This is a genomic window from Enterovirga sp. GCM10030262 (assembly GCF_042666435.1).
In the GTDB taxonomy this organism is placed as follows: Bacteria; Pseudomonadota; Alphaproteobacteria; order Sphingomonadales; family Sphingomonadaceae; genus Allosphingosinicella.
The window spans coordinates 695,901-713,016 of the sequence record NZ_JBHTDC010000001.1 but is presented as its reverse complement, the minus strand read 5'-3'; the positions used below and the strand labels follow the sequence as shown (position 1 = coordinate 713,016).

Below are 17,116 nucleotides of genomic sequence, written 5' to 3'. Positions count from 1 at the left end.
TTCCATCCTTCGGAGAAGGAGAGGGCCTTAACGCTTCGAGAACTGGAAGGAGCGGCGGGCCTTGGCCTTGCCGTACTTCTTGCGCTCGACGACGCGCGGGTCGCGGGTCAAGAAGCCTTCGCGCTTGACCGTGGTGCGCAGCCCCGGCTCGTAGCGGGTGAGCGCGGTCGAGATGCCGTGGCGGACAGCGCCGGCCTGGCCCGAAAGCCCGCCGCCCTTGACGGTGGCGACGACGTCATACTGGCCGCGGCGCTCGGTGATGTCGAACACCTGGTTGATGACCAGCCGCAGGGTGGGGCGGGCGAAATAGACCTCCTGGTCGCGGCCGTTGACGACGATCTTGCCGGTGCCGGGCTTCAGCCAGACACGGGCGACGGCGTCCTTGCGGCGGCCGGTGGCATAAGCGCGGCCCTGCTTGTCGAGCTGCTGCTCGCGCAGAACGGCCTGGATCTGCGGTCCCTGGGTAGAGACGCCGTGATCCTCGGAGCCGGGGATCGGCGCGGCGGGCGCGGCGTCGGCGGCCGGAGCCTCGGCGGGCGCATCGGCGGCCGGGGCGGGCGCGTCAGCGACGGGCGCCTCGGTCTTGGCCTCGGTCAGCGCCGCGAGATCGGAAAGCGATTGACGATTGTCGGACATCAGGCACCAACCTTGTTCTTGCGGTTCATGCCCGCGACGTCGAGAGTTTCAGGGGCCTGGCCGCCGTGCGGATGCTCGGTGCCGGCATAGAGGTGAAGCGCGCGCATCTGATCGCGGCCCAGCGGCCCGCGCGGGATCATGCGCTCGATCGCCTTTTCGAGCACGCGCTCGGGGAAGCGGCCCTCCAGCACCTTGGCGGGCGTGGTCGACTTGATGCCGCCGGCATAGCCGGTATGCTTGTAATAGACCTTGTCGGTCAGCTTCTTGCCGGTGAACCTGACCTTGTCCGCGTTGACGATGACGACATGGTCGCCGCAATCGACATGCGGGGTGAAGCTCGGCTTGTGCTTGCCGCGCAGGATGTTGGCGACGATCGAGGCGAGACGCCCGACCACCAGGCCGTCGGCATCGATCAGATGCCATTTCTTCTCCACCTCGGCCGGCTTGGCCGACTTGGTGGTCTTCATCAGCGCCTTCATGGGCGTGGACCTCGTTCTGAAATGAGCCGCGCCGCCCGAATCCGAGCGGCGCTGGTGGCGGCCAATTGGCAGGGAGGGGGCGGAAAGTCAAGAATATCGCGGGTTTCCCGAGAGGTAATATATTACCATCCTATCATTTCAGTTGGGGAGGCGTCGATGTGCTGGAAAAGCGCAAGACGGCTTGCCGTGTGGCGGCGCCGCGTATATACGTGTATATCCTTACTAGAGGCGTGTCCGATGAACGCAGTCAGCAGCAAGACCTTCAAGAGCGGGAACAGCGTGGCGGTGCGATTGCCCAAGGCGCTGGGTATCGCGGCCGACGTCGAAGTGGTGATCGAGCGCAATGGAAATGCGCTTACCATCCGGCCCAAAGTAGACCCTGAAGCGGAAAAAGCGCGTCTCGCCGCACTGCTGGCCGATCTGCGGGCGATCGGCGCGCCTCCGGATGGCCCGCAGGAGCGCGAACCCTTCGAGTTTCCGGATCGCCCAGGCCTTTAGGTGATCTTCATCGACACCAACATCGCGATTGCTCTACGCGATGTCGACCCGGAAACGCACCGGCTTGTCGGCGCCCTGGGATCGGTCCCCGTCATTTCCATCGTCACCCGGATCGAACTCGAGAACGGCGTCAATCGAGAGCCCGCCGGCGTCAATCTCCGTCGTCGCTTGCTCGATCGCTTTCTCGGCACGATCGCGGTTGAGATGTTCACGCATGCGGACGTGAGGGTCTATGGCGAGATTGTGTACAAGCTGGGCTATTCGCGTCCGCTGACCCTCGACCGGCTGATCGCGGCGCAGGCGCTGGCGCGTGATGCGCGCCTGATTACATGTAACGGCGCCGATTTCCGGAAAATCCCTGGGCTCCGCCTGGAAGTTTGGCCCAGCCAGGCCTGATCACCCGCTATTTTTCAGAATCCAGGCTTGATAGTCGCGGGTCGTCGCCGCGATCGGCCAGATGGCGATGGCCGGCACGTCGTAGCCGTGGCGTTCGGCGATTGCGGCGGCAAGGGGTTCGGCGCTTTCCCAGCTTGTCTTGAAGATCGCTGCCATCTCGTCGGCTTCTTCGATCTCGCCCTGCCAGCGGTAGATGGAGTGGCAGTCTCCGAGGATGTTGACGCAAGCGGCGAGGCGGCGCTCCACCATCTCGCGGCCGATCCGCCGCGCTTCCTCTTCCGACGCGAAGACGACGTAGACCGACACGATTTCGCTCTTGAGGATCGTGGTCATGCCGGCTGCCGCCCGAGCCGGTGCGATGCCCAGACGATCGCGCCGAGGAGGAGGGCAGCCATGGCTTGGTGGGAGACGGCGATCCACAAAGCCACGCCGCTCAGCAACGTGCCGATGCCGAGCAGGATCTGGAGGATGACCGCCGCGACGACGGCCAGAGCGGGCCAGCGGATGCAGCGGCGCCAGGCTTGCGCGGCGAGGATCGCAGCGATGGCGGCGACGGCGAAAGCGAGCCAGCGGTGGACGAACTGCACCACGATCGGATTATCGACGAAGTTGCGCGCGAACGGCTCGTAGATCGGGGCCGCGGCCGGGAACCATTCGTCGCCCATCTTCGGCCAGCTCGAAAAAGCGTAGCCGGCTTCGAGCCCGGCCGTATAGGCGCCGAACAGCAACTGGAGGCCGAGGATCGAGAGGGTCCAGATGGCGAGCGTCGGCATCTTCGCGGGCCGCGCGGCGGGAGCGCTGGCGAGCGTGCGAAGGTCCAGCGCCGCCCAGATCAGGGCCGCGAAGATGAGCAAGGCGGCAAGGAGGTGGACGGCAAGACGGATGTGGCTGACCTCCGGCCGGTCGATCAGCCCAGAGGCGACCATCCACCAGCCGATCGCCCCCTGTAGCCCGCCGAGGAAGAGCAAGGCGGTCAGCCGCCAGCCATGGCCCCGGGGGATGGCGCGCCTGAACGCGAACCAAAGGAGCGGGAGGGCGAAGGCGAGGCCGATGATCCGTCCGAGCAGCCGGTGGACATATTCCCAGAAATAGATGTTCTTGAACTCGCTGAGCGACATGCCGCGATTGACCTGCTGATATTGCGGGCTTTCGCGATAGGCGTCGAACTCCGCCTGCCATTGCTCGGCGTTGAGCGGCGGGATGGCGCCGGAAACCGGCTCCCAGCGCACCATCGACAGGCCTGATTCGGTGAGCCGGGTGATGCCGCCGACGATTATCATCAGGAGGACGAGCGCGGCGACGGCGAAAAGCCAGCTGGAGATCGCGCCGGGACGCGCGCCGGCCGGCGCCGAAACGGCGGAATGTGCCTGGGATGCCATGAGACGGCGATATGGCCCGGCGCGGCGCGGTTGCCAACCGCAACTTTACGGCAAATGTAATGTTGTATCTTTACTCCTGGCCCCCTATAGAGGGTGCGTCACCACGGATCGAAGCAGGATATGTTCGCGCAAACGGCAGGAGGAGGGACGTTCGACCGGCTGGCCATCGGCCTGTCGGGGCTGTGCCTCGTCCATTGCCTGGCGAGCGCGGTGCTGGTGGCGATGCTCGCTTCGGTCGGCGGGCTGCTGGTCGATCCGATCGTCCACGAGATCGGCCTGGTGCTGGCGATCGGCCTCGGCATCGTCGCGCTCGGGCGCGGCGTCGTCGAGCATGGCTATATGATGCCGTCGGCGGTGGGCGGGCTCGGGCTCGGCTTGATGGCCGGCGCGCTGACGCTACCGCATAGCGGGCTGGAGGTTGTCTATACGCTCGTCGGCGTCGCGATCCTGGCGCTCGGGCACGATCTCAACCGGCGCGCGGTAACCTGACCGCCGACTATCTCGGCCGCGGTCTTGTTCCCGGCGTGAGATCGGCCTAAATCTCCTTTCATGGTTCACGTCCACCACAGCCATGCCGGCAAATCACTGTCGAGCGCCGCCCGCGCCACCATGGAGCGTTCGGGCGAGCAATGGACGGCGATGCGCTCGGCGATCTTCGAGGCGCTGGCGGGCTTCGATAAGCCGGCCTCGGCCTACGACATCGCCGACCAGGTCTCGAAATCGCAGGGGCGGCGGGTCGCCGCCAACAGCGTCTACCGCATCCTTGACCTGTTCGTCGGCGCGAACCTCGCGCGCCGGGTAGAGAGCGCCAACGCCTATGTCGCGAACGAGCATCCCGATTGCCTGCACGACTGCATTTTCCTCATCTGCGACACGTGCGGCCAGACCACTCATCTCGATGACGACAGTCTTTCGCAGGGGGTGCGCGATGCTGCCCGGCGGACAGGCTTCGCGCCGCAACGGCCGGTGATCGAAGTCCGCGGCCGCTGCGGCGACTGCGAACCGAACTGAAGGGTTCGACAGGCCGTCGGCGCCCCGTTAAGAGCGGGGGGCGAAAAGGACCAAGTGAGTAATGACCGAGCGCCCGCTTACGCCGCTTCTCGATACCGTCGACACGCCCGATAATCTTCGTGCCCTGAAGAAGGAGCAGCTGCGGCAGCTCGCCGACGAGCTGCGCGCGGAGACGATTTCGGCGGTCTCGGTGACCGGAGGGCATCTCGGCGCAGGGCTCGGCGTGGTCGAGCTGACGGTCGCGCTCCATTACGTGTTCGACACGCCGACGGATCGGCTGATCTGGGACGTCGGCCACCAATGCTATCCGCACAAGATCCTGACCGGGCGGCGCGAGCGCATCCGGACGATCCGCATGGGCGGCGGCCTCTCGGGCTTCACCAAGCGGTCCGAGAGCGAATATGATCCGTTCGGGGCGGCGCACAGTTCGACTTCGATCTCGGCGGCTTTGGGCTTCGCGGTGGCGAATAAGCTGGCGGATAATCCGGGCAAGGCGATCGCCGTGATCGGCGACGGGGCGATGAGCGCCGGCATGGCCTATGAGGCGATGAACAACGCCGAAGCAGCGGGCAATCGGCTGGTCGTCATCCTCAACGACAATGACATGTCGATCGCGCCGCCGGTGGGCGGGCTGTCGCATTATCTGGCGCGGCTGGTCAGCTCGAACAAATATCTGTCGGTCCGGCACCTCGCCCAGCGCTTCGCCCGCAAGCTCCCCGAACCGCTCCACAATGCGGCCCGCAAGGTCGAGGAATATGCCCGAGGCATGGCCACGGGCGGCACCCTCTTCGAGGAATTGGGCTTCTATTATGTCGGCCCCGTCGACGGCCATAATGTCGAGCGGCTGGTCGACATCCTCGAAAATGTCCGCGACGCCGCCGAGGGGCCGATGCTGGTCCATGTCGTCACCAAGAAGGGCAAGGGCTATGCCCCCGCCGAGGCGGCGGCCGACAAATATCACGGCGTCCAGAAGTTCGACGTCGTCTCCGGCGTCCAGGCCAAGGCGCCGGCCGGGCCGCCCAGCTATACCGGCGTGTTCGCGAAGGCGCTGATCGGCGAGGCGGAGCGCGACGACAAGGTGGTGGCGATCACCGCCGCGATGCCGTCCGGCACCGGCCTCGACAAGTTCGAGGACCGCTTCCCCGACCGCACCTTCGACGTCGGGATCGCCGAGCAGCATGCGGTGACCTTCGCCGCCGGCCTTGCCGCGCAGGGCTACCGCCCATTCTGCGCGATCTACTCGACCTTCCTGCAGCGCGCCTACGATCAGGTCGTCCACGACGTCGCCATCCAGAATCTGCCGGTGCGCTTCGCGATGGACCGCGCCGGGCTGGTCGGCGCCGACGGTGCGACCCATGCGGGCAGCTTTGATTTGGCCTATCTCTGCACTTTGCCCAATTTCGTGGTGATGGCCGCCGCGGATGAGGCCGAGCTCGTCCACATGGTTCACACCATGGCGCTCCACGACAGCTCCCCCATCGCGGTCCGCTATCCGCGCGGCAACGGCACCGGCGTGGCGCTCCCGGCGGTGCCGGAGCGGCTGGAGATCGGCAAGGGCCGCATCGTCCGCGAGGGCAAGAAGGTCGCCATCCTCTCGCTCGGTACCCGTCTCGAGGAAGCGCTCAAGGCCGCCGACGCGCTGGAGGGCAAGGGCCTCTCGACCACGGTCGCCGACCTCCGCTTCGCCAAGCCGCTCGACGAAGCGCTGATCCGCAAATTGCTCACCAGCCACGAAGTCGCCGTCACCGTCGAGGAAGCCGCGATCGGCGGCTTCGGCGCCCACGTCCTCACCATGGCGAGCGACGCCGGCCTCACCGACGCCGGCCTCAAGCTCCGCACCATGCGCCTGCCCGACACGTTCCAGGATCAGGACAAGCCGGAGAAGCAATATGCGGAGGCAGGTCTCGACGCCGACGCGATCGTCGATACCGTGCTGAAGGCGCTGCGCATCAACAGCGTCGGCGTGGTCGAGGGCGCGCGGGCGTAGGAGGCCGAATGAGCCATCTTCATGAATTAGCGCGTGAATTGAAGGCTGATTATGAAGGCGCTTCCACGAGTCAGAAAGTCGTTCGTATCCACTTGTTCGGGATAAAGCGTGCGGAGGCTCTGAAGGGCGTTTCCCTTCCCGATTTGCTGGGTCGCGCGGGGATGCCAGATTCCTATAAGACTGAGTTGCGCAAGGGCATTCGCCTTGCAGAGCATGTTGATCTTAGGCGCTAGCTAATCCGCCAATCCCAAGACCAAAACCAGCACGCCGTTGAGCCGATCGGTGCTGGCCGCATCAAGGTGTCCGATCACGGGGCCGCACTTTCCGCGCCGCGTGATAGTGATCTTGTCGACCTGAAACTGCGTCGCCGTTCGCAAACCGTTCGCTTCGCTCTGCGCTACGTACACGCGTCGTTGGCCGACATCCTGCCGGACATGACTGGTCCCCGGACAAATAATGACATGATCTGTCGGGGCGAGGCGGTCGGTCTCGACAATGACGGCTGGCCGAGGTTTGCCTTGGTCTCCTGGGAGGGCGACTGTAACGATATCGCCGCGCTTCAATCCCAAGCCTCCGGATCAGACGCTTGCAGCGCCTCGATGAAGAGCATCGTCTTCTCTTCTTCGGGCGCGTTGCGCAAAATCGCGGCCGCCCTAACGGAGCGCTCCCAAAATCCCGGCGCGTCGACGTTTGGCACCCACATCCGGATCTCGCGCAGGCCCGCCGCCTTCTTTCGGGCGCGGTAACGGCGGAACTTGTCCTGGCAGGCTGGGCTGGAGTCGTTCATTCCATCCAAGGTAGCGCGCTACTCATGCCGGTACAAGAGGCGCCTCCCGCCCGCCTCACTCGCGCCCCTCGCTCGTTTTCCCATGCGGGGCGGCGTGGCCGTGGTGGCGCAAATAGCGTTCGTCGATATCCTCGATCATGCCCTTGGCCTTCGCGCCGGCCTGAAGCTCGATCAGTTTGTCGATCTTGGCTTCCAGGCGGTCGTCATTCTCTTTCGACGAAGGTGAACCGATGTAGAGGAAATAAGCGAGGCCGACGACCTGCCAGAGCAATTGCAGGAATTCGGACTGCCAGTTCTCGAACGTGTCCCGGCCCATCTCGATCAGATAACCGGACATTTCGGGGCTCTGGCCATGCTCGCGCGCCTCGTCCACGAACGCGTACCAGCCGAACATCCAGTGCAGTAGGATCGAGACAAGGAAGAAGCCCGCCGTTATCCAGGCATAAGCATATTTCTTGAAGATACCGGGTTTCATGATGTGGCCCCCTTGTTCTTTCGGGAGCGAAACGTGGCTGGTTGGGCGGAGGTTCCGGAGCGATATGGTCAAGACCAGGGCGGACCAGATGCTGGTGGAGCGCGGCTTCGTCGAAAGCCGCGCCAGGGCGCAGGCGCTGATCCTCGCCGGGCTCGTCTATTCCGGCGAACGCAAGGTCGACAAAGCGGGGCAGGCCCTCGCCGCCGACGCCCCGCTGGAGGTGCGGGGCAAGGAGCATCCCTGGGTGTCGCGGGGCGGGATCAAGCTGGCGCATGGGCTGGACCATTTCGGCTGGGACGTCGCCGGAGCAGTGGCGATCGACGTGGGGTCGTCGACCGGCGGGTTCACCGATGTGCTGCTGCAACGGGGGGCGGCGAAGGTCTTCGCGATCGACAGCGGCACCAACCAGCTCGCCTGGAAGCTCAGGCAGGATCCGCGCGTCGCCGTGCATGAACAGACCAATGCGCGCTATCTCACCGGCGCGATCATCACCGAGCCGGTCGACCTGATCGTCTGCGACGCGAGCTTCATCGGCCTCGCCAAGGTGCTCCACACCGCGCTCGATTTCGCCAGGCCAGACGGGCGGCTGATCGCGCTCGTCAAGCCCCAGTTCGAGGCGGAGCGGAGCGAGATCGGCAAGGGCGGCGTCGTGCGCGACCCCGCGGTCCACGAGCGCGTATGCGATTCCGTCGCCAAGTGGCTGGAATCGCGCGGATGGCGGGTCGCGGGGTTGACCCGGAGCCCGATCACGGGGCCGGAGGGAAATGTCGAGTTCCTGATTGCGGGTTACCGCACTTGAACAACGGTTCGTCAAGGGTTAGCGGCCTCCGGTGCACAAGCTCCGAATTATCATTTTGTTGGCGTCGTTTGGCCTCGCGTCCGCGTGCGGCGGCGGCGGCGCCGAGGAGCGCGACCGGGCGGCGCCGTTGGTCACGGTGGACGCCGCCTCCACGATGCGATTCGTCGAGACGATCGACGCGGTTGGGACGGCGCGCGCCAACGAACAGGTGACGCTCGCCGCGCCCGTGACCGAGCGGATCGTGCGCCTCAATTTCGAGGATGGCGATTTCGTCACGCGCGGGCAGACGATCGCCGTGTTGGCGGTATCGGAAGAGAATGCGCAGCTGAACGAGGCTCAGGCCCGGGCCCGCGAAGCCGGACAGCAACTGGACCGGGTGGAGGCTCTGAGGGAGCGGGGCTTCGCGACGCAGAGCAGCCTCGACGCGCAGGCGGCGCTGGCCGCGCAGGCGCGGGCGGCGGCGGCGGGCGCCCAGGCGCAGATCGGCGACCGCATCGTCGAAGCGCCTTTTTCCGGCTGGGTGTCGCTCAGGAACATTTCACGCGGCGCGGTGGTGAGCGCCGGCGACGAGATCGTGACGATCAGCGACGTGAGCCCGATCAAGCTCGATTTCGCGGTGCCCGAGACGATGCTGTCGGCGATCCGGCCGGGGCAATCGATCGTGGCGACGGCGGCCGCCTGGCCGGACCAGCCTTTTCGCGGGCAGATCGATACGATCGCGCCGGTCATCGATCCGGCGACCCGCGCGGTGACCGTGCGCGCCATGATCCCCAATCCAGACCGCAAGCTGAAGCCGGGAATGCTGCTCACCGTCGCGATCGAGACCGAGCCGCGCACGTCGCTGTCGGTGCCCGAACTCGCCGTCATCGGCGAGGGCGACGCGCGTTTCGTCTTCGTGGTCGGCGAAGACGGCGTGGCCCGCCGGACGGAGGTGCGGACGGGGCTTCGCTCGCAGGGGAGGATCGAGATACTCGACGGGCTTCGGCCGGGGCAGCAGGTCGTGACGGAAGGCGTGGTCAAGCTCACCGACGGCATGAAGGTGAGACTGGCCGGCCCGAAAAATGCCGAGCCCCCCGGCGCCGGCCGCATGGCCAAGGGCGGTTAGCGTCGGTGATTGGTCGCGATCCCCTCTCCTCGTCATTCCCGCGAAAGCGGGAATCCCGCTTCTTTGTATTCCTCGCCGGTGAAAGACAAAGCGGGATTCCCGCTTTCGCGGGAATGACGGAAGGTGAGGGGAAAGACGGCCCCGGAGCGGCGGTGGCCCGATGAAACTCTCCGACATCTCCGTCAAACGCCCGGTCTTCGCCGCCGTTCTCGCAATGCTGACGGTGGTGGTCGGCATCGTCGGCTTCTTCAGCCTCTCCATTCGCGAATATCCGGACGTCGATCCGCCGGTCGTGTCGGTCGACACCGTCTATACGGGCGCCGCCGCTAGCGTCGTTGAAAGCCGCATCACCCAGGTTCTGGAGGAGCGGCTGTCGGGCATCGAGGGACTGGAGACGATCACCTCCCGGTCGCAGGACGGCGAATCCGACATCACGCTTGAGTTCGCGCCGGGCCGCGATGTCGATGTGGCCGCCAACGATGTGCGCGACCGCATCGGCAGCGCGAGCGACGATCTCCCCGACGAGGCGCGGCCTCCCGAAGTGCGCAAGGCCGATTCCAGCGCCTCGCCGATCATGTTCCTGGTCATCTCCAAGCCCGGCTGGGATCGCCTGCGGCTCAGCGATTATGTCGACCGCAATATCGTCGATCGCTTCTCCTCCATCGACGGCGTGGCGCGCGTGTTCGTCGCCGGCGACGCGCGGCCAGCGATGCGGATCTGGCTCAAGCCCGATCGGCTGGCGGCCTATGGCCTTACCCCCGCCGATGTCGAGGCGGCGCTCAGGACGCAGAATGTCGAGCTCCCCGCCGGGCGGCTGGAATCGGCTGCCCAGAACGTCACCTTGCGCGTCGAACGGCCTTTCTCGACGCCGACTGAATTCTCCTCGCTGATCGTCGGCCGCGGTAACGACGGCTATCTCGTCCGCATCGGCGACGTGGCCCGGGTCGAGGAAGGGCCGGAAAACCCCTATTCCGCCTTCCGCTCCAACGGCCAGCCGGCGGTCGGCCTGGGCATCGTGCGCCAGTCGGGCGCGAATACGCTCGCCGTCGCCGACGCGGCCAAGCAGGCGGCCAAGGACATCGCGCCAAGCCTGCCCGAAGGAATGACGATCTCGGTCGGGTCCGACGATTCCGAATTCATCAACCGCGCCATCGAGAAGGTATGGGTGACCCTGGCCGAAGCGGCGGTGCTGGTCGTGCTGGTCATCTTCCTGTTCCTGGGAAGCTGGCGCGCCACGCTGATCCCGGCGGTGACGGTGCCGATCTGCATGCTGGCGAGCTTCGCCGTCTTGTGGATGCTCGGCTATTCGATCAACCTGCTCACCCTGCTGGCGCTGGTGCTGTCGATCGGCATCGTCGTCGACGACGCCATCGTCATGCTCGAGAACATCTATCACCGCATCGAGGAGGGCGATCCGCCGCTCGTCGCCGCTTATCAGGGCGCGCGGCAGGTCGCGTTCGCCATCGTCTCCACCACTTTGGTCGTGTGCGCGGTGTTCGTCCCCGTCATGTTCATCGCCGGCACCACGGGCCTCCTCTTCCGCGAGCTCGCGGCGGCGATGATCGGCGCCGTCGCCTTTTCGGGGTTCCTCGCCTTGAGCCTGGCGCCGATGCTCTGCTCCAAGCTTCTGCGCAATGAGGAGCGCGGGCGGCTGGCGCGCTGGATCGACGCGCGGCTCAAGGGGCTGGAGGCCTGGTATGCCCGACGCCTCGACGGCGCGATCAACCGGCCGCTCATTCCCGCGGCCGCGGTCGGTGGGCTGCTCCTCGTCGCGGGCGCGCTGTTCCTGACCCTGGAATCGGAGCTGGCTCCGGCGGAAGATGTCGGCGTCCTTTCCGCCAATGTCACCGCACCCCTCGGCACCGGCTATCGGCAGATGGACGAATATGTGCTCGCCGCCCAATCGCTGCTGCTCCCGCTCCTGGACGAGGGGGCGGTTCGCACGGTCATCACCCGCACACCCGGCGGATTCGGCGCGAGCGACGATTTCAACAGCGGCGCGATCACCGTCTTCCTGAAACCCTGGGAGGAGCGTGAGAAGACGACCCAGGATGTGGTGGACGAAGTCAACCGGCGCTTGTCCACCCTGCCGGCGGTGCGCGGCAACGCAGCGGTGCGCTCGTCGCTGGGTCGGGGGCGGGGCCAGCCGATCAGCTTCGTCATTGCCGGCAACACGTACGAGGACCTCGTTGTGGCGCGCGACCGGATCCTGGCCGCCGCCCAGAGCAATCCCGGGATCATCAACCTCGATTCCGATTATAAGGAAACCAAGCCCCAGCTCCGCATCGAGGTGGACACGACGCGGGCGGGCGATCTGGGCGTTTCGGTCAACGAGGTGAGCCAGGCGCTCCAGACGTTGCTCGGTTCGCGGCGCGTGACCACCTATATCGACCGGGGCGAGGAATATCGCGTCGTCGTCCAGGCCGAAGGGCCGGAGCGTGCCACGGAAGCCGACCTTGCCTCCATTTACGTGAGGAGCCGCACCGGCGCTCTGGTGCCGCTGTCGAACCTCGTGACCACCCAGGAAACGGCGGGAGCGCGGGAGCTCGGCCGTTTCAACAAGCTTCGCGCGATCACGCTGGAAGGCGGCCTGGCACCGGGCTATTCGCTCGGCGCGGCCCTCGATTGGCTGGAGGCGCAGGCGATAGCGTCGCCCGAAGTCACCGCCATCGGCTATCGTGGTGAGAGCAAGTCCTTGAGGGAGGCGGGCGGCTCGATCGTGATCGTGTTCGCGCTGACGATCCTGATCGTCTATTTGCTCCTCGCCGCCCAGTTCGAAAGCTTCGTCCACCCGGGCGTCATTATCACGACCGTGCCGCTTGCCGTTGCGGGCGGCGTCATCGGCCTCGCGCTCATGGGCCAGACGCTCAACCTCTACAGCCAGGTCGGCATCGTCATGCTGGTCGGCCTCGCCGCCAAGAACGGCATTCTTATCGTCGAATTCGCCAACCAGCTGCGCGACGCCGGTCAAGATATCGGGGCCGCCATCCGCGAAGCCTCGCGCCGGCGCCTGCGCCCAATCCTGATGACCTCCATCGCGACCGTGGCCGGCGCCGTGCCTCTCATGCTTGCCACCGGCGCCGGCGCCGCCGCCCGCACCGCCATCGGCGTGGTCATCGTGTGGGGCGTCACGATCGCGACGGCCATCACGCTTTTCCTGATTCCCGTCCTTTACTCTCGGCTCGCGCGCTTTACGGGGTCTCCGGAAGAAGTGAGCCGCAAGCTGGAGGCGCAAATGGCGCGACCGCTTCCGGCGGAGTAAGGGGAAAATCGATGACGGGGATCGCATCCAAGGCGCAGCTGCGCATGTCGTTCCTGCGTTATGCCCTCTTTGTCGTACCGCTGGTCCTTTTGCTCGGCATCCTCTCGGGGCGTGCGTCGAACAGCGGCTACGGCAATGCCTGGTTCGCCGCGCTGGCCAAGCCCGAGGCGATGCCGCCCGGATGGGTGTTCGGCGCCGCCTGGACCTTCCTTTACATCCTGCTCGGTCTCGCCCTTGCAATGATCCTGCACGCGCGCGGCGCGAGGGGGCGGGAGAGGGCGATCGGCCTGTTCGTCGCCCAACTCCTGATCAACTATGCCTGGTCGCCGGCCTTCTTTGCCTATCACAAGGTCGATCTGGCGCTCGGCATGATCGCCGCGATGATCGTGCTCACCCTCGCCGCCGCCTTGCTCTTCGCCCGGATCCGAAAGGCGGCCGCCTTGCTGCTGCTGCCCTATCTCGCCTGGCTCTGCTTCGCCGCCTACCTCACCTTGGGGATCGCGACGCTCAACCCGGGCGCGGAGACCCTTGTGCCGCGGGCGGGCAGCGCCGATATCTCCCTCTGAACGACGCCGAGGAGAGACGAGATGCAGTCCGAAAACCGCCTGTTCGACGATTTCGTCAAGGTCCTGAACGGCGCCGCCGGCACCTTCGCCGGCATGGGACGCGAAGCGGAAGCAGGCTTTCGCGAGCGGATGCGCGAATGGATCGGCGGGCTCGACATGGTAAGCCGCGACGAATTCGAGGCGGTGAAGGCGATCGCCGTCGCCGCGCGCGAGGAAAACCAGGCGCTGAAGGCCCGGATCGATGCGCTCGATGCCGCCGGCGCCGCGCCGACGCCCCCCCGCGCCAAGGCAAAGAAGCCGGCCACGCCCAAGGCCGGGCGGGGCGACTAATCCACAACTTTGTTGCAGCGCAACCACGCCCGCCCTTGCGCTCGGGCGAGTGCCGGTGCACGATTCGGCCGTGGGAAAGAGCGTGGGAAGCTGAATGATGGACGTCGACGAGTTCGAGATGGAGCGCGAGACCAGCGCCCCCATCGACATGCTCGAACATTATTTCAACGCGCATGGCTGGGCCTATGAGAGGAACGGCGACGAGGAGATCGTCGCCACTTTCCAGGGAAGCTGGGCGCAATATGAATTGCGCGCGATCTGGCGGGACGACGACAATGTCCTCCAGTTCCTCGCGCTGCCCGACATTCGCGTCCCCGCCGACAAGCGCGGCCAGACCTATGAGACGATCGGCCTCATCAACGAGCAGCTCTGGCTCGGCCATTTCGAGCTCTGGGCCACCTCCGGCCTCGTCCTCTTCCGCCACGCCGCCTTGCTCGAAGGCGAGGAGGGCGGGACGCTTACCCTCCAGCAGGCCGAGACCCTGGTCGAAGCCGCGATCGAGGAATGCGAGCGTTTCTACCCGGTCTTCCAATTCGTCCTGTGGGCCGACAAGACCCCGCAGGAAGCCATCGCCGCCGCGCTCATCGAGACCCAGGGCGAGGCGTAGGTCGGAGTCTCTCAGCTTCGTCATTCCCGCGAAGGCGGGAATCCCGCTTCTTTCTTCGCCGACGGACGCATAATAGCGGGATCTTCGCTTTCGCGGGGATGACGGAGGGAAGATGAACACCCCAATCCAAATTCCCGGCCCGCTCTGGCTGATCGGCTGCGGCAACATGGCGGGCGCGATGCTCGACGGCTGGCTGGCCGCGGGCCTGGACCCCGCTCAAGTCACCGTCATCCGCCCCAGCGGCCGCCAGCCGGCACCCGGCATCCGCACCGTCACCGTGCTCCCCGAGGACGAAGTTCCCGCTTTGCTCATGCTCGGCGTCAAGCCGCAGAAGCTTGATGAAATCGCCCCCGGGATCGCTCCCGTGCTGGAGCGCGAGACGATCCTGATCTCGATCCTCGCCGGCGTCGAGCTCGCCGCGCTCCGCTCCCGCTTTCCCGGCCCGCGCGCCATCGTCAAGGCGATGCCGAACCTCCCCGTCGGCATCAACAAAGGCGTGGTCGAGCTCCACACCGATACCGGGGACGCCAAGGCCCGCGCCGACGTCGAGCAGCTGATGTCCGCCCTCGGCCAGGCTCTGTGGTTCGAGGACGAAGCCTATTTCGGCCTCGCCTCCAACCTGACCGCCGCCGCTCCCGCCTTCCTCTACCGCTTCCTCGACGCGCTGGCCGCCGCCAGCGCCGAGCTCGGCCTCCCGCCCGCGCAGGCCTCCCGCCTCGCCGCTCTGATGGCGGAAGGCGCCGCCGCGCTGGCCGCCACGTCCGACGAGACGCCGGCGCAACTCGCGCGAAGGGTCGCCAGCCCCGGCGGCACCACCGAGGCGGGGCTCAATGTTCTGGACGCGGAGGACGGCCTCCGCGCGCTGATCCTTCGCACGCTGGAGGCGTCGCGGCGGCGGGGGCAGGAGATGGCGGAGGCGGCGCGGGCCAGTCCAAAACTGTAAAGCCACGCTTGACATGCGTAGCCCCTCGCGCTACATAGGCTCGTGGATATCGAGAGTATCACACACAAGGCGTTGCGTCGGTATTTCGAAACCGGAAACGCGTGCGGACTGCCTGGGGATATTGTCGAGCGGCTGCGCAAGATGCTGGCCTATATCGACAGCGCCGCGTCGCTCGACGAGCTGGTTGTCCCGCCGAACTATGGCCTTCACCGGCTGACCGGCGACAGGAGCGGCACATGGTCGATGACGGTGACTCGCAACTGGCGGATGACGTTCAGGCTCAGCCGCGAACAGGCGATCACCGATCTGGATTTGGAGGATTATCACTGATGGCCATGACCATGCATCCCACGCTCGCCGTCCACCCGGGAGACTGGCTCGCGACCGAGATCGTCGCCCCGCACGGCCTCAACGTCAGCAAGCTCGCGCGCCATTTCGGCGTCACCCGCCAGGCCGTCAGCGCGCTCCTCAACGGCCGCGCCGGCCTCTCCGCCGACATGGCGATTCGCTTCGAGAAGGCTTTCGGCGTCCGGGCCGACACGCTCCTCCGGATGCAGGCCGTCTATGAGCTCGCTTTGGCCCGCGCCCACGAAGCCGACATCGACGTGGCCCCCATCGCCGCCTGAGGCTGCAAGAACACGCCCGCCGCGTCGCCAGCCCCGGCGGCACGACCGAAACGGGGCTCAACGCGCTGGGCGCGGAGGACGGGTTGCGGGCGCTGGTGCTGCGGACGCGATCCCTCAGGCGACCCTTTCCGCCGGCGCCGAAGTTGACCGACCGAGCGGTCAGCCTTATCGCGCGGGCATTCCATCCACGCGGGACTCGAGGGCAAATGGCATGACCGACCAGCGCAGCTATGACGACCGCGACGGGTGGATCTGGTTCGACGGCGAATTGCGGCCCTGGCGCGAGGCCAACATCCACATCCTGACCCATGCGCTCCATTACGCCTCGTCGGTGTTCGAGGGGCAGCGCGCTTATGGCGGCGAGATTTTCAAGCTGTCCGAGCACAGCGCCCGGCTGCGCAGGAGCGCGTCGATCCTCGGCTTCGACCTCCCCTGGAGCGCCGACCAGATCGACGCCGCCTGCCGCGAGACGCTGAAGGCCAACGGGCTCGTCGACGCCTATATGCGCCCGGTGGCCTGGCGCGGGTCCGAGCAGATGGGGGTCGCCGCGCAGCGCACCAGGCCGCACCTCGCCATCGCCTGCTGGACCTGGGGCGCCTATTTCGGCGACGAGGCGGCGAGGAAGGGCATCCGGCTCGACATCTCGCCCTGGCGCCGCCCCGCCCCCTACACCGCGCCGACCGACGCCAAGGCGGCCGGCCTCTACATGATCTGCACCATGGCCAAGCACGCCGCCGAGAACAAAGGCTATAACGACGCCCTGATGTTCGACTGGCGCGGCCAGGTCGCCGAGGCGACCGGCGCCAACGCCTTCTTCGTCAAGGACGGCGCGATCCACACGCCCGTGCCGGACTGCTTCCTCGACGGCATCACCCGCCGCACCGTGATCGACCTCGCCCGCAAGCGCGGCGTCGAGGTGGTCGAACGCAAGATCTGGCCGGAGGAGCTGGAGGGCTTCGAGCAATTCTTCCTCACCGGCAGCGCGGCCGAGGTGACCCCGGTGGCCGAGGCGGGACCGTGGAATTTCGAGGTCGGCGCGCTCACCCTCCAGCTTCGTCAGGATTATCTCGACCTGGTCAACAAGCGGACGAACACTTAGCCCTTTCGCTGCGGCTTCGCGCGGCTATAAGGCCGCCAGCGCGCCATGCTGGGGCGTCGCCAAGTGGTAAGGCACCGGCTTTTGATGCCGGCATTCGCAGGTTCGAATCCTGCCGCCCCAGCCAGAGCGCC

23 protein-coding genes and 1 tRNA gene are annotated in these 17,116 nt (G+C 66.4%); 17 read left to right on the top strand and 7 right to left on the bottom strand.

Annotated features, from left to right (window positions below):
* Positions 1 to 27: 27 nt before the first annotated feature.
* Positions 28 to 450, bottom strand: coding sequence for a 30S ribosomal protein S9 (gene rpsI / locus ACFQRC_RS03545; RefSeq protein ID WP_379960393.1), 423 nt, complete (start codon positions 448 to 450; stop codon positions 28 to 30).
* A 185-nt stretch (positions 451 to 635) separates the two neighbouring features.
* Complete coding sequence (rplM, locus tag ACFQRC_RS03540) at positions 636 to 1,103, bottom strand: 50S ribosomal protein L13 (RefSeq protein WP_379957808.1); 468 nt, start codon at positions 1,101 to 1,103, stop codon at positions 636 to 638.
* Positions 1,104 to 1,352: 249 nt separating this feature from the next.
* Here rplM and ACFQRC_RS03535 point away from each other — a divergent pair, with 249 nt between their 5' ends.
* Positions 1,353 to 1,613: an antitoxin gene (locus ACFQRC_RS03535; RefSeq protein WP_379957806.1), complete on the top strand. Its 261-nt coding sequence runs from the start codon at positions 1,353 to 1,355 to the stop codon at positions 1,611 to 1,613.
* Positions 1,614 to 2,009: a PIN domain-containing protein gene (locus tag ACFQRC_RS03530; RefSeq protein WP_379957804.1), complete on the top strand. Its 396-nt coding sequence runs from the start codon at positions 1,614 to 1,616 to the stop codon at positions 2,007 to 2,009.
* Here ACFQRC_RS03530 and cutA read toward each other — a convergent pair whose 3' ends face one another.
* The gene (gene cutA, locus ACFQRC_RS03525; RefSeq protein WP_379957802.1) at positions 2,010 to 2,342 is read right to left on the bottom strand and encodes a divalent-cation tolerance protein CutA; all 333 of its coding nucleotides are present in this window, start codon (positions 2,340 to 2,342) and stop codon (positions 2,010 to 2,012) included.
* Positions 2,339 to 3,388: a COX15/CtaA family protein gene (locus ACFQRC_RS03520; protein WP_379957800.1), complete on the bottom strand. Its 1,050-nt coding sequence runs from the start codon at positions 3,386 to 3,388 to the stop codon at positions 2,339 to 2,341. Before ACFQRC_RS03520 ends, cutA begins: the two co-directional genes overlap by 4 nt.
* 120 nt (positions 3,389 to 3,508) lie before the next feature.
* Here ACFQRC_RS03520 and ACFQRC_RS03515 point away from each other — a divergent pair, with 120 nt between their 5' ends.
* From ACFQRC_RS03515 to ACFQRC_RS03500, 4 genes are all read left to right on the top strand, one after another.
* Complete coding sequence (locus tag ACFQRC_RS03515; protein WP_379957798.1) at positions 3,509 to 3,877, top strand: MerC domain-containing protein; 369 nt, start codon at positions 3,509 to 3,511, stop codon at positions 3,875 to 3,877.
* Between the two features lie 60 nt (positions 3,878 to 3,937).
* Complete coding sequence (locus ACFQRC_RS03510) at positions 3,938 to 4,399, top strand: Fur family transcriptional regulator (protein WP_379957796.1); 462 nt, start codon at positions 3,938 to 3,940, stop codon at positions 4,397 to 4,399.
* Positions 4,400 to 4,460: 61 nt separating this feature from the next.
* Positions 4,461 to 6,386, top strand: a complete 1,926-nt coding sequence (gene dxs / locus ACFQRC_RS03505; protein ID WP_379957794.1) for a 1-deoxy-D-xylulose-5-phosphate synthase — start codon at positions 4,461 to 4,463, stop codon at positions 6,384 to 6,386.
* Positions 6,387 to 6,394: 8 nt separating this feature from the next.
* A complete protein-coding gene (locus ACFQRC_RS03500; RefSeq protein ID WP_379957792.1) occupies positions 6,395 to 6,619 on the top strand; it encodes a hypothetical protein in 225 nt (74 codons plus the stop codon).
* Here the strand turns inward: ACFQRC_RS03500 and ACFQRC_RS03495 are convergent, their stop codons facing one another.
* Genes ACFQRC_RS03495 through ACFQRC_RS03485 form a run of 3 tightly spaced genes read right to left on the bottom strand, consistent with a single transcriptional unit; the run spans position 6,620 to position 7,648 of the window.
* The gene (locus tag ACFQRC_RS03495; RefSeq protein ID WP_379957790.1) at positions 6,620 to 6,949 is read right to left on the bottom strand and encodes a type II toxin-antitoxin system PemK/MazF family toxin; all 330 of its coding nucleotides are present in this window, start codon (positions 6,947 to 6,949) and stop codon (positions 6,620 to 6,622) included.
* Positions 6,946 to 7,173, bottom strand: a complete 228-nt coding sequence (locus ACFQRC_RS03490) for an antitoxin MazE-like protein (protein WP_379957788.1) — start codon at positions 7,171 to 7,173, stop codon at positions 6,946 to 6,948. The genes ACFQRC_RS03495 and ACFQRC_RS03490 overlap by 4 nt, the downstream gene beginning before the upstream one ends.
* A 55-nt stretch (positions 7,174 to 7,228) precedes the next feature.
* Complete coding sequence (locus ACFQRC_RS03485; RefSeq protein WP_379957786.1) at positions 7,229 to 7,648, bottom strand: DUF6766 family protein; 420 nt, start codon at positions 7,646 to 7,648, stop codon at positions 7,229 to 7,231.
* A gap of 64 nt (positions 7,649 to 7,712) precedes the next feature.
* Here ACFQRC_RS03485 and ACFQRC_RS03480 point away from each other — a divergent pair, with 64 nt between their 5' ends.
* From ACFQRC_RS03480 to ACFQRC_RS03430, 11 genes are all read left to right on the top strand, one after another.
* Entirely contained in the window at positions 7,713 to 8,447 is a 735-nt protein-coding gene (locus tag ACFQRC_RS03480; protein ID WP_379957784.1) for a TlyA family RNA methyltransferase, read from the top strand.
* A gap of 58 nt (positions 8,448 to 8,505) precedes the next feature.
* The gene (locus tag ACFQRC_RS03475) at positions 8,506 to 9,552 is read left to right on the top strand and encodes an efflux RND transporter periplasmic adaptor subunit (protein ID WP_379957782.1); all 1,047 of its coding nucleotides are present in this window, start codon (positions 8,506 to 8,508) and stop codon (positions 9,550 to 9,552) included.
* 160 nt (positions 9,553 to 9,712) lie between these two features.
* Positions 9,713 to 12,814: an efflux RND transporter permease subunit gene (locus ACFQRC_RS03470; RefSeq protein WP_379957780.1), complete on the top strand. Its 3,102-nt coding sequence runs from the start codon at positions 9,713 to 9,715 to the stop codon at positions 12,812 to 12,814.
* An 11-nt stretch (positions 12,815 to 12,825) separates the two neighbouring features.
* Complete coding sequence (locus ACFQRC_RS03465) at positions 12,826 to 13,380, top strand: TspO/MBR family protein (RefSeq protein ID WP_379957778.1); 555 nt, start codon at positions 12,826 to 12,828, stop codon at positions 13,378 to 13,380.
* Between the two features lie 21 nt (positions 13,381 to 13,401).
* The gene (locus ACFQRC_RS03460) at positions 13,402 to 13,710 is read left to right on the top strand and encodes an accessory factor UbiK family protein (RefSeq protein WP_379957776.1); all 309 of its coding nucleotides are present in this window, start codon (positions 13,402 to 13,404) and stop codon (positions 13,708 to 13,710) included.
* Between the two features lie 94 nt (positions 13,711 to 13,804).
* A complete protein-coding gene (locus tag ACFQRC_RS03455; RefSeq protein ID WP_379957774.1) occupies positions 13,805 to 14,317 on the top strand; it encodes a YbjN domain-containing protein in 513 nt (170 codons plus the stop codon).
* Positions 14,318 to 14,429: 112 nt separating this feature from the next.
* On the top strand, positions 14,430 to 15,260 hold the full coding sequence (locus ACFQRC_RS03450) for a pyrroline-5-carboxylate reductase family protein (protein WP_379957772.1): 831 nt from the start codon (positions 14,430 to 14,432) through the stop codon (positions 15,258 to 15,260).
* Positions 15,261 to 15,302: 42 nt separating this feature from the next.
* Positions 15,303 to 15,590 (top strand): type II toxin-antitoxin system RelE/ParE family toxin, encoded by a 288-nt coding sequence (locus ACFQRC_RS03445; protein WP_379957770.1) that lies wholly within the window; start codon positions 15,303 to 15,305, stop codon positions 15,588 to 15,590.
* Positions 15,590 to 15,886 (top strand): HigA family addiction module antitoxin, encoded by a 297-nt coding sequence (locus ACFQRC_RS03440; RefSeq protein WP_379957768.1) that lies wholly within the window; start codon positions 15,590 to 15,592, stop codon positions 15,884 to 15,886. Before ACFQRC_RS03445 ends, ACFQRC_RS03440 begins: the two co-directional genes overlap by 1 nt.
* 211 nt (positions 15,887 to 16,097) lie before the next feature.
* Positions 16,098 to 16,985, top strand: a complete 888-nt coding sequence (locus ACFQRC_RS03435) for a branched-chain amino acid aminotransferase (protein WP_379957766.1) — start codon at positions 16,098 to 16,100, stop codon at positions 16,983 to 16,985.
* A 49-nt stretch (positions 16,986 to 17,034) separates the two neighbouring features.
* A tRNA-Gln gene (locus tag ACFQRC_RS03430) sits at positions 17,035 to 17,109 on the top strand.
* Positions 17,110 to 17,116 lie beyond the last annotated feature (7 nt).

Excerpts from the sequence above, each read along its gene's own strand:
- rplM (WP_379957808.1), bottom strand. The coding sequence starts at position 1,103 with ATGAAGACCACCAAGTCGGCCAAGCCGGCCGAGGTGGAGAAGAAATGG.
- ACFQRC_RS03535 (WP_379957806.1), top strand. The coding sequence starts at position 1,353 with ATGAACGCAGTCAGCAGCAAGACCTTCAAGAGCGGGAACAGCGTGGCG.
- cutA (WP_379957802.1), bottom strand. The coding sequence starts at position 2,342 with ATGACCACGATCCTCAAGAGCGAAATCGTGTCGGTCTACGTCGTCTTC.
- ACFQRC_RS03520 (WP_379957800.1), bottom strand. The coding sequence starts at position 3,388 with ATGGCATCCCAGGCACATTCCGCCGTTTCGGCGCCGGCCGGCGCGCGT.
- ACFQRC_RS03515 (WP_379957798.1), top strand. The coding sequence starts at position 3,509 with ATGTTCGCGCAAACGGCAGGAGGAGGGACGTTCGACCGGCTGGCCATC.
- ACFQRC_RS03510 (WP_379957796.1), top strand. The coding sequence starts at position 3,938 with ATGGTTCACGTCCACCACAGCCATGCCGGCAAATCACTGTCGAGCGCC.
- dxs (WP_379957794.1), top strand. The coding sequence starts at position 4,461 with ATGACCGAGCGCCCGCTTACGCCGCTTCTCGATACCGTCGACACGCCC.
- ACFQRC_RS03500 (WP_379957792.1), top strand. The coding sequence starts at position 6,395 with ATGAGCCATCTTCATGAATTAGCGCGTGAATTGAAGGCTGATTATGAA.
- ACFQRC_RS03490 (WP_379957788.1), bottom strand. The coding sequence starts at position 7,173 with ATGAACGACTCCAGCCCAGCCTGCCAGGACAAGTTCCGCCGTTACCGC.
- ACFQRC_RS03485 (WP_379957786.1), bottom strand. The coding sequence starts at position 7,648 with ATGAAACCCGGTATCTTCAAGAAATATGCTTATGCCTGGATAACGGCG.
- ACFQRC_RS03480 (WP_379957784.1), top strand. The coding sequence starts at position 7,713 with ATGGTCAAGACCAGGGCGGACCAGATGCTGGTGGAGCGCGGCTTCGTC.
- ACFQRC_RS03470 (WP_379957780.1), top strand. The coding sequence starts at position 9,713 with ATGAAACTCTCCGACATCTCCGTCAAACGCCCGGTCTTCGCCGCCGTT.
- ACFQRC_RS03465 (WP_379957778.1), top strand. The coding sequence starts at position 12,826 with ATGACGGGGATCGCATCCAAGGCGCAGCTGCGCATGTCGTTCCTGCGT.
- ACFQRC_RS03460 (WP_379957776.1), top strand. The coding sequence starts at position 13,402 with ATGCAGTCCGAAAACCGCCTGTTCGACGATTTCGTCAAGGTCCTGAAC.
- ACFQRC_RS03455 (WP_379957774.1), top strand. The coding sequence starts at position 13,805 with ATGATGGACGTCGACGAGTTCGAGATGGAGCGCGAGACCAGCGCCCCC.
- ACFQRC_RS03450 (WP_379957772.1), top strand. The coding sequence starts at position 14,430 with ATGAACACCCCAATCCAAATTCCCGGCCCGCTCTGGCTGATCGGCTGC.
- ACFQRC_RS03440 (WP_379957768.1), top strand. The coding sequence starts at position 15,590 with ATGGCCATGACCATGCATCCCACGCTCGCCGTCCACCCGGGAGACTGG.
- ACFQRC_RS03435 (WP_379957766.1), top strand. The coding sequence starts at position 16,098 with ATGACCGACCAGCGCAGCTATGACGACCGCGACGGGTGGATCTGGTTC.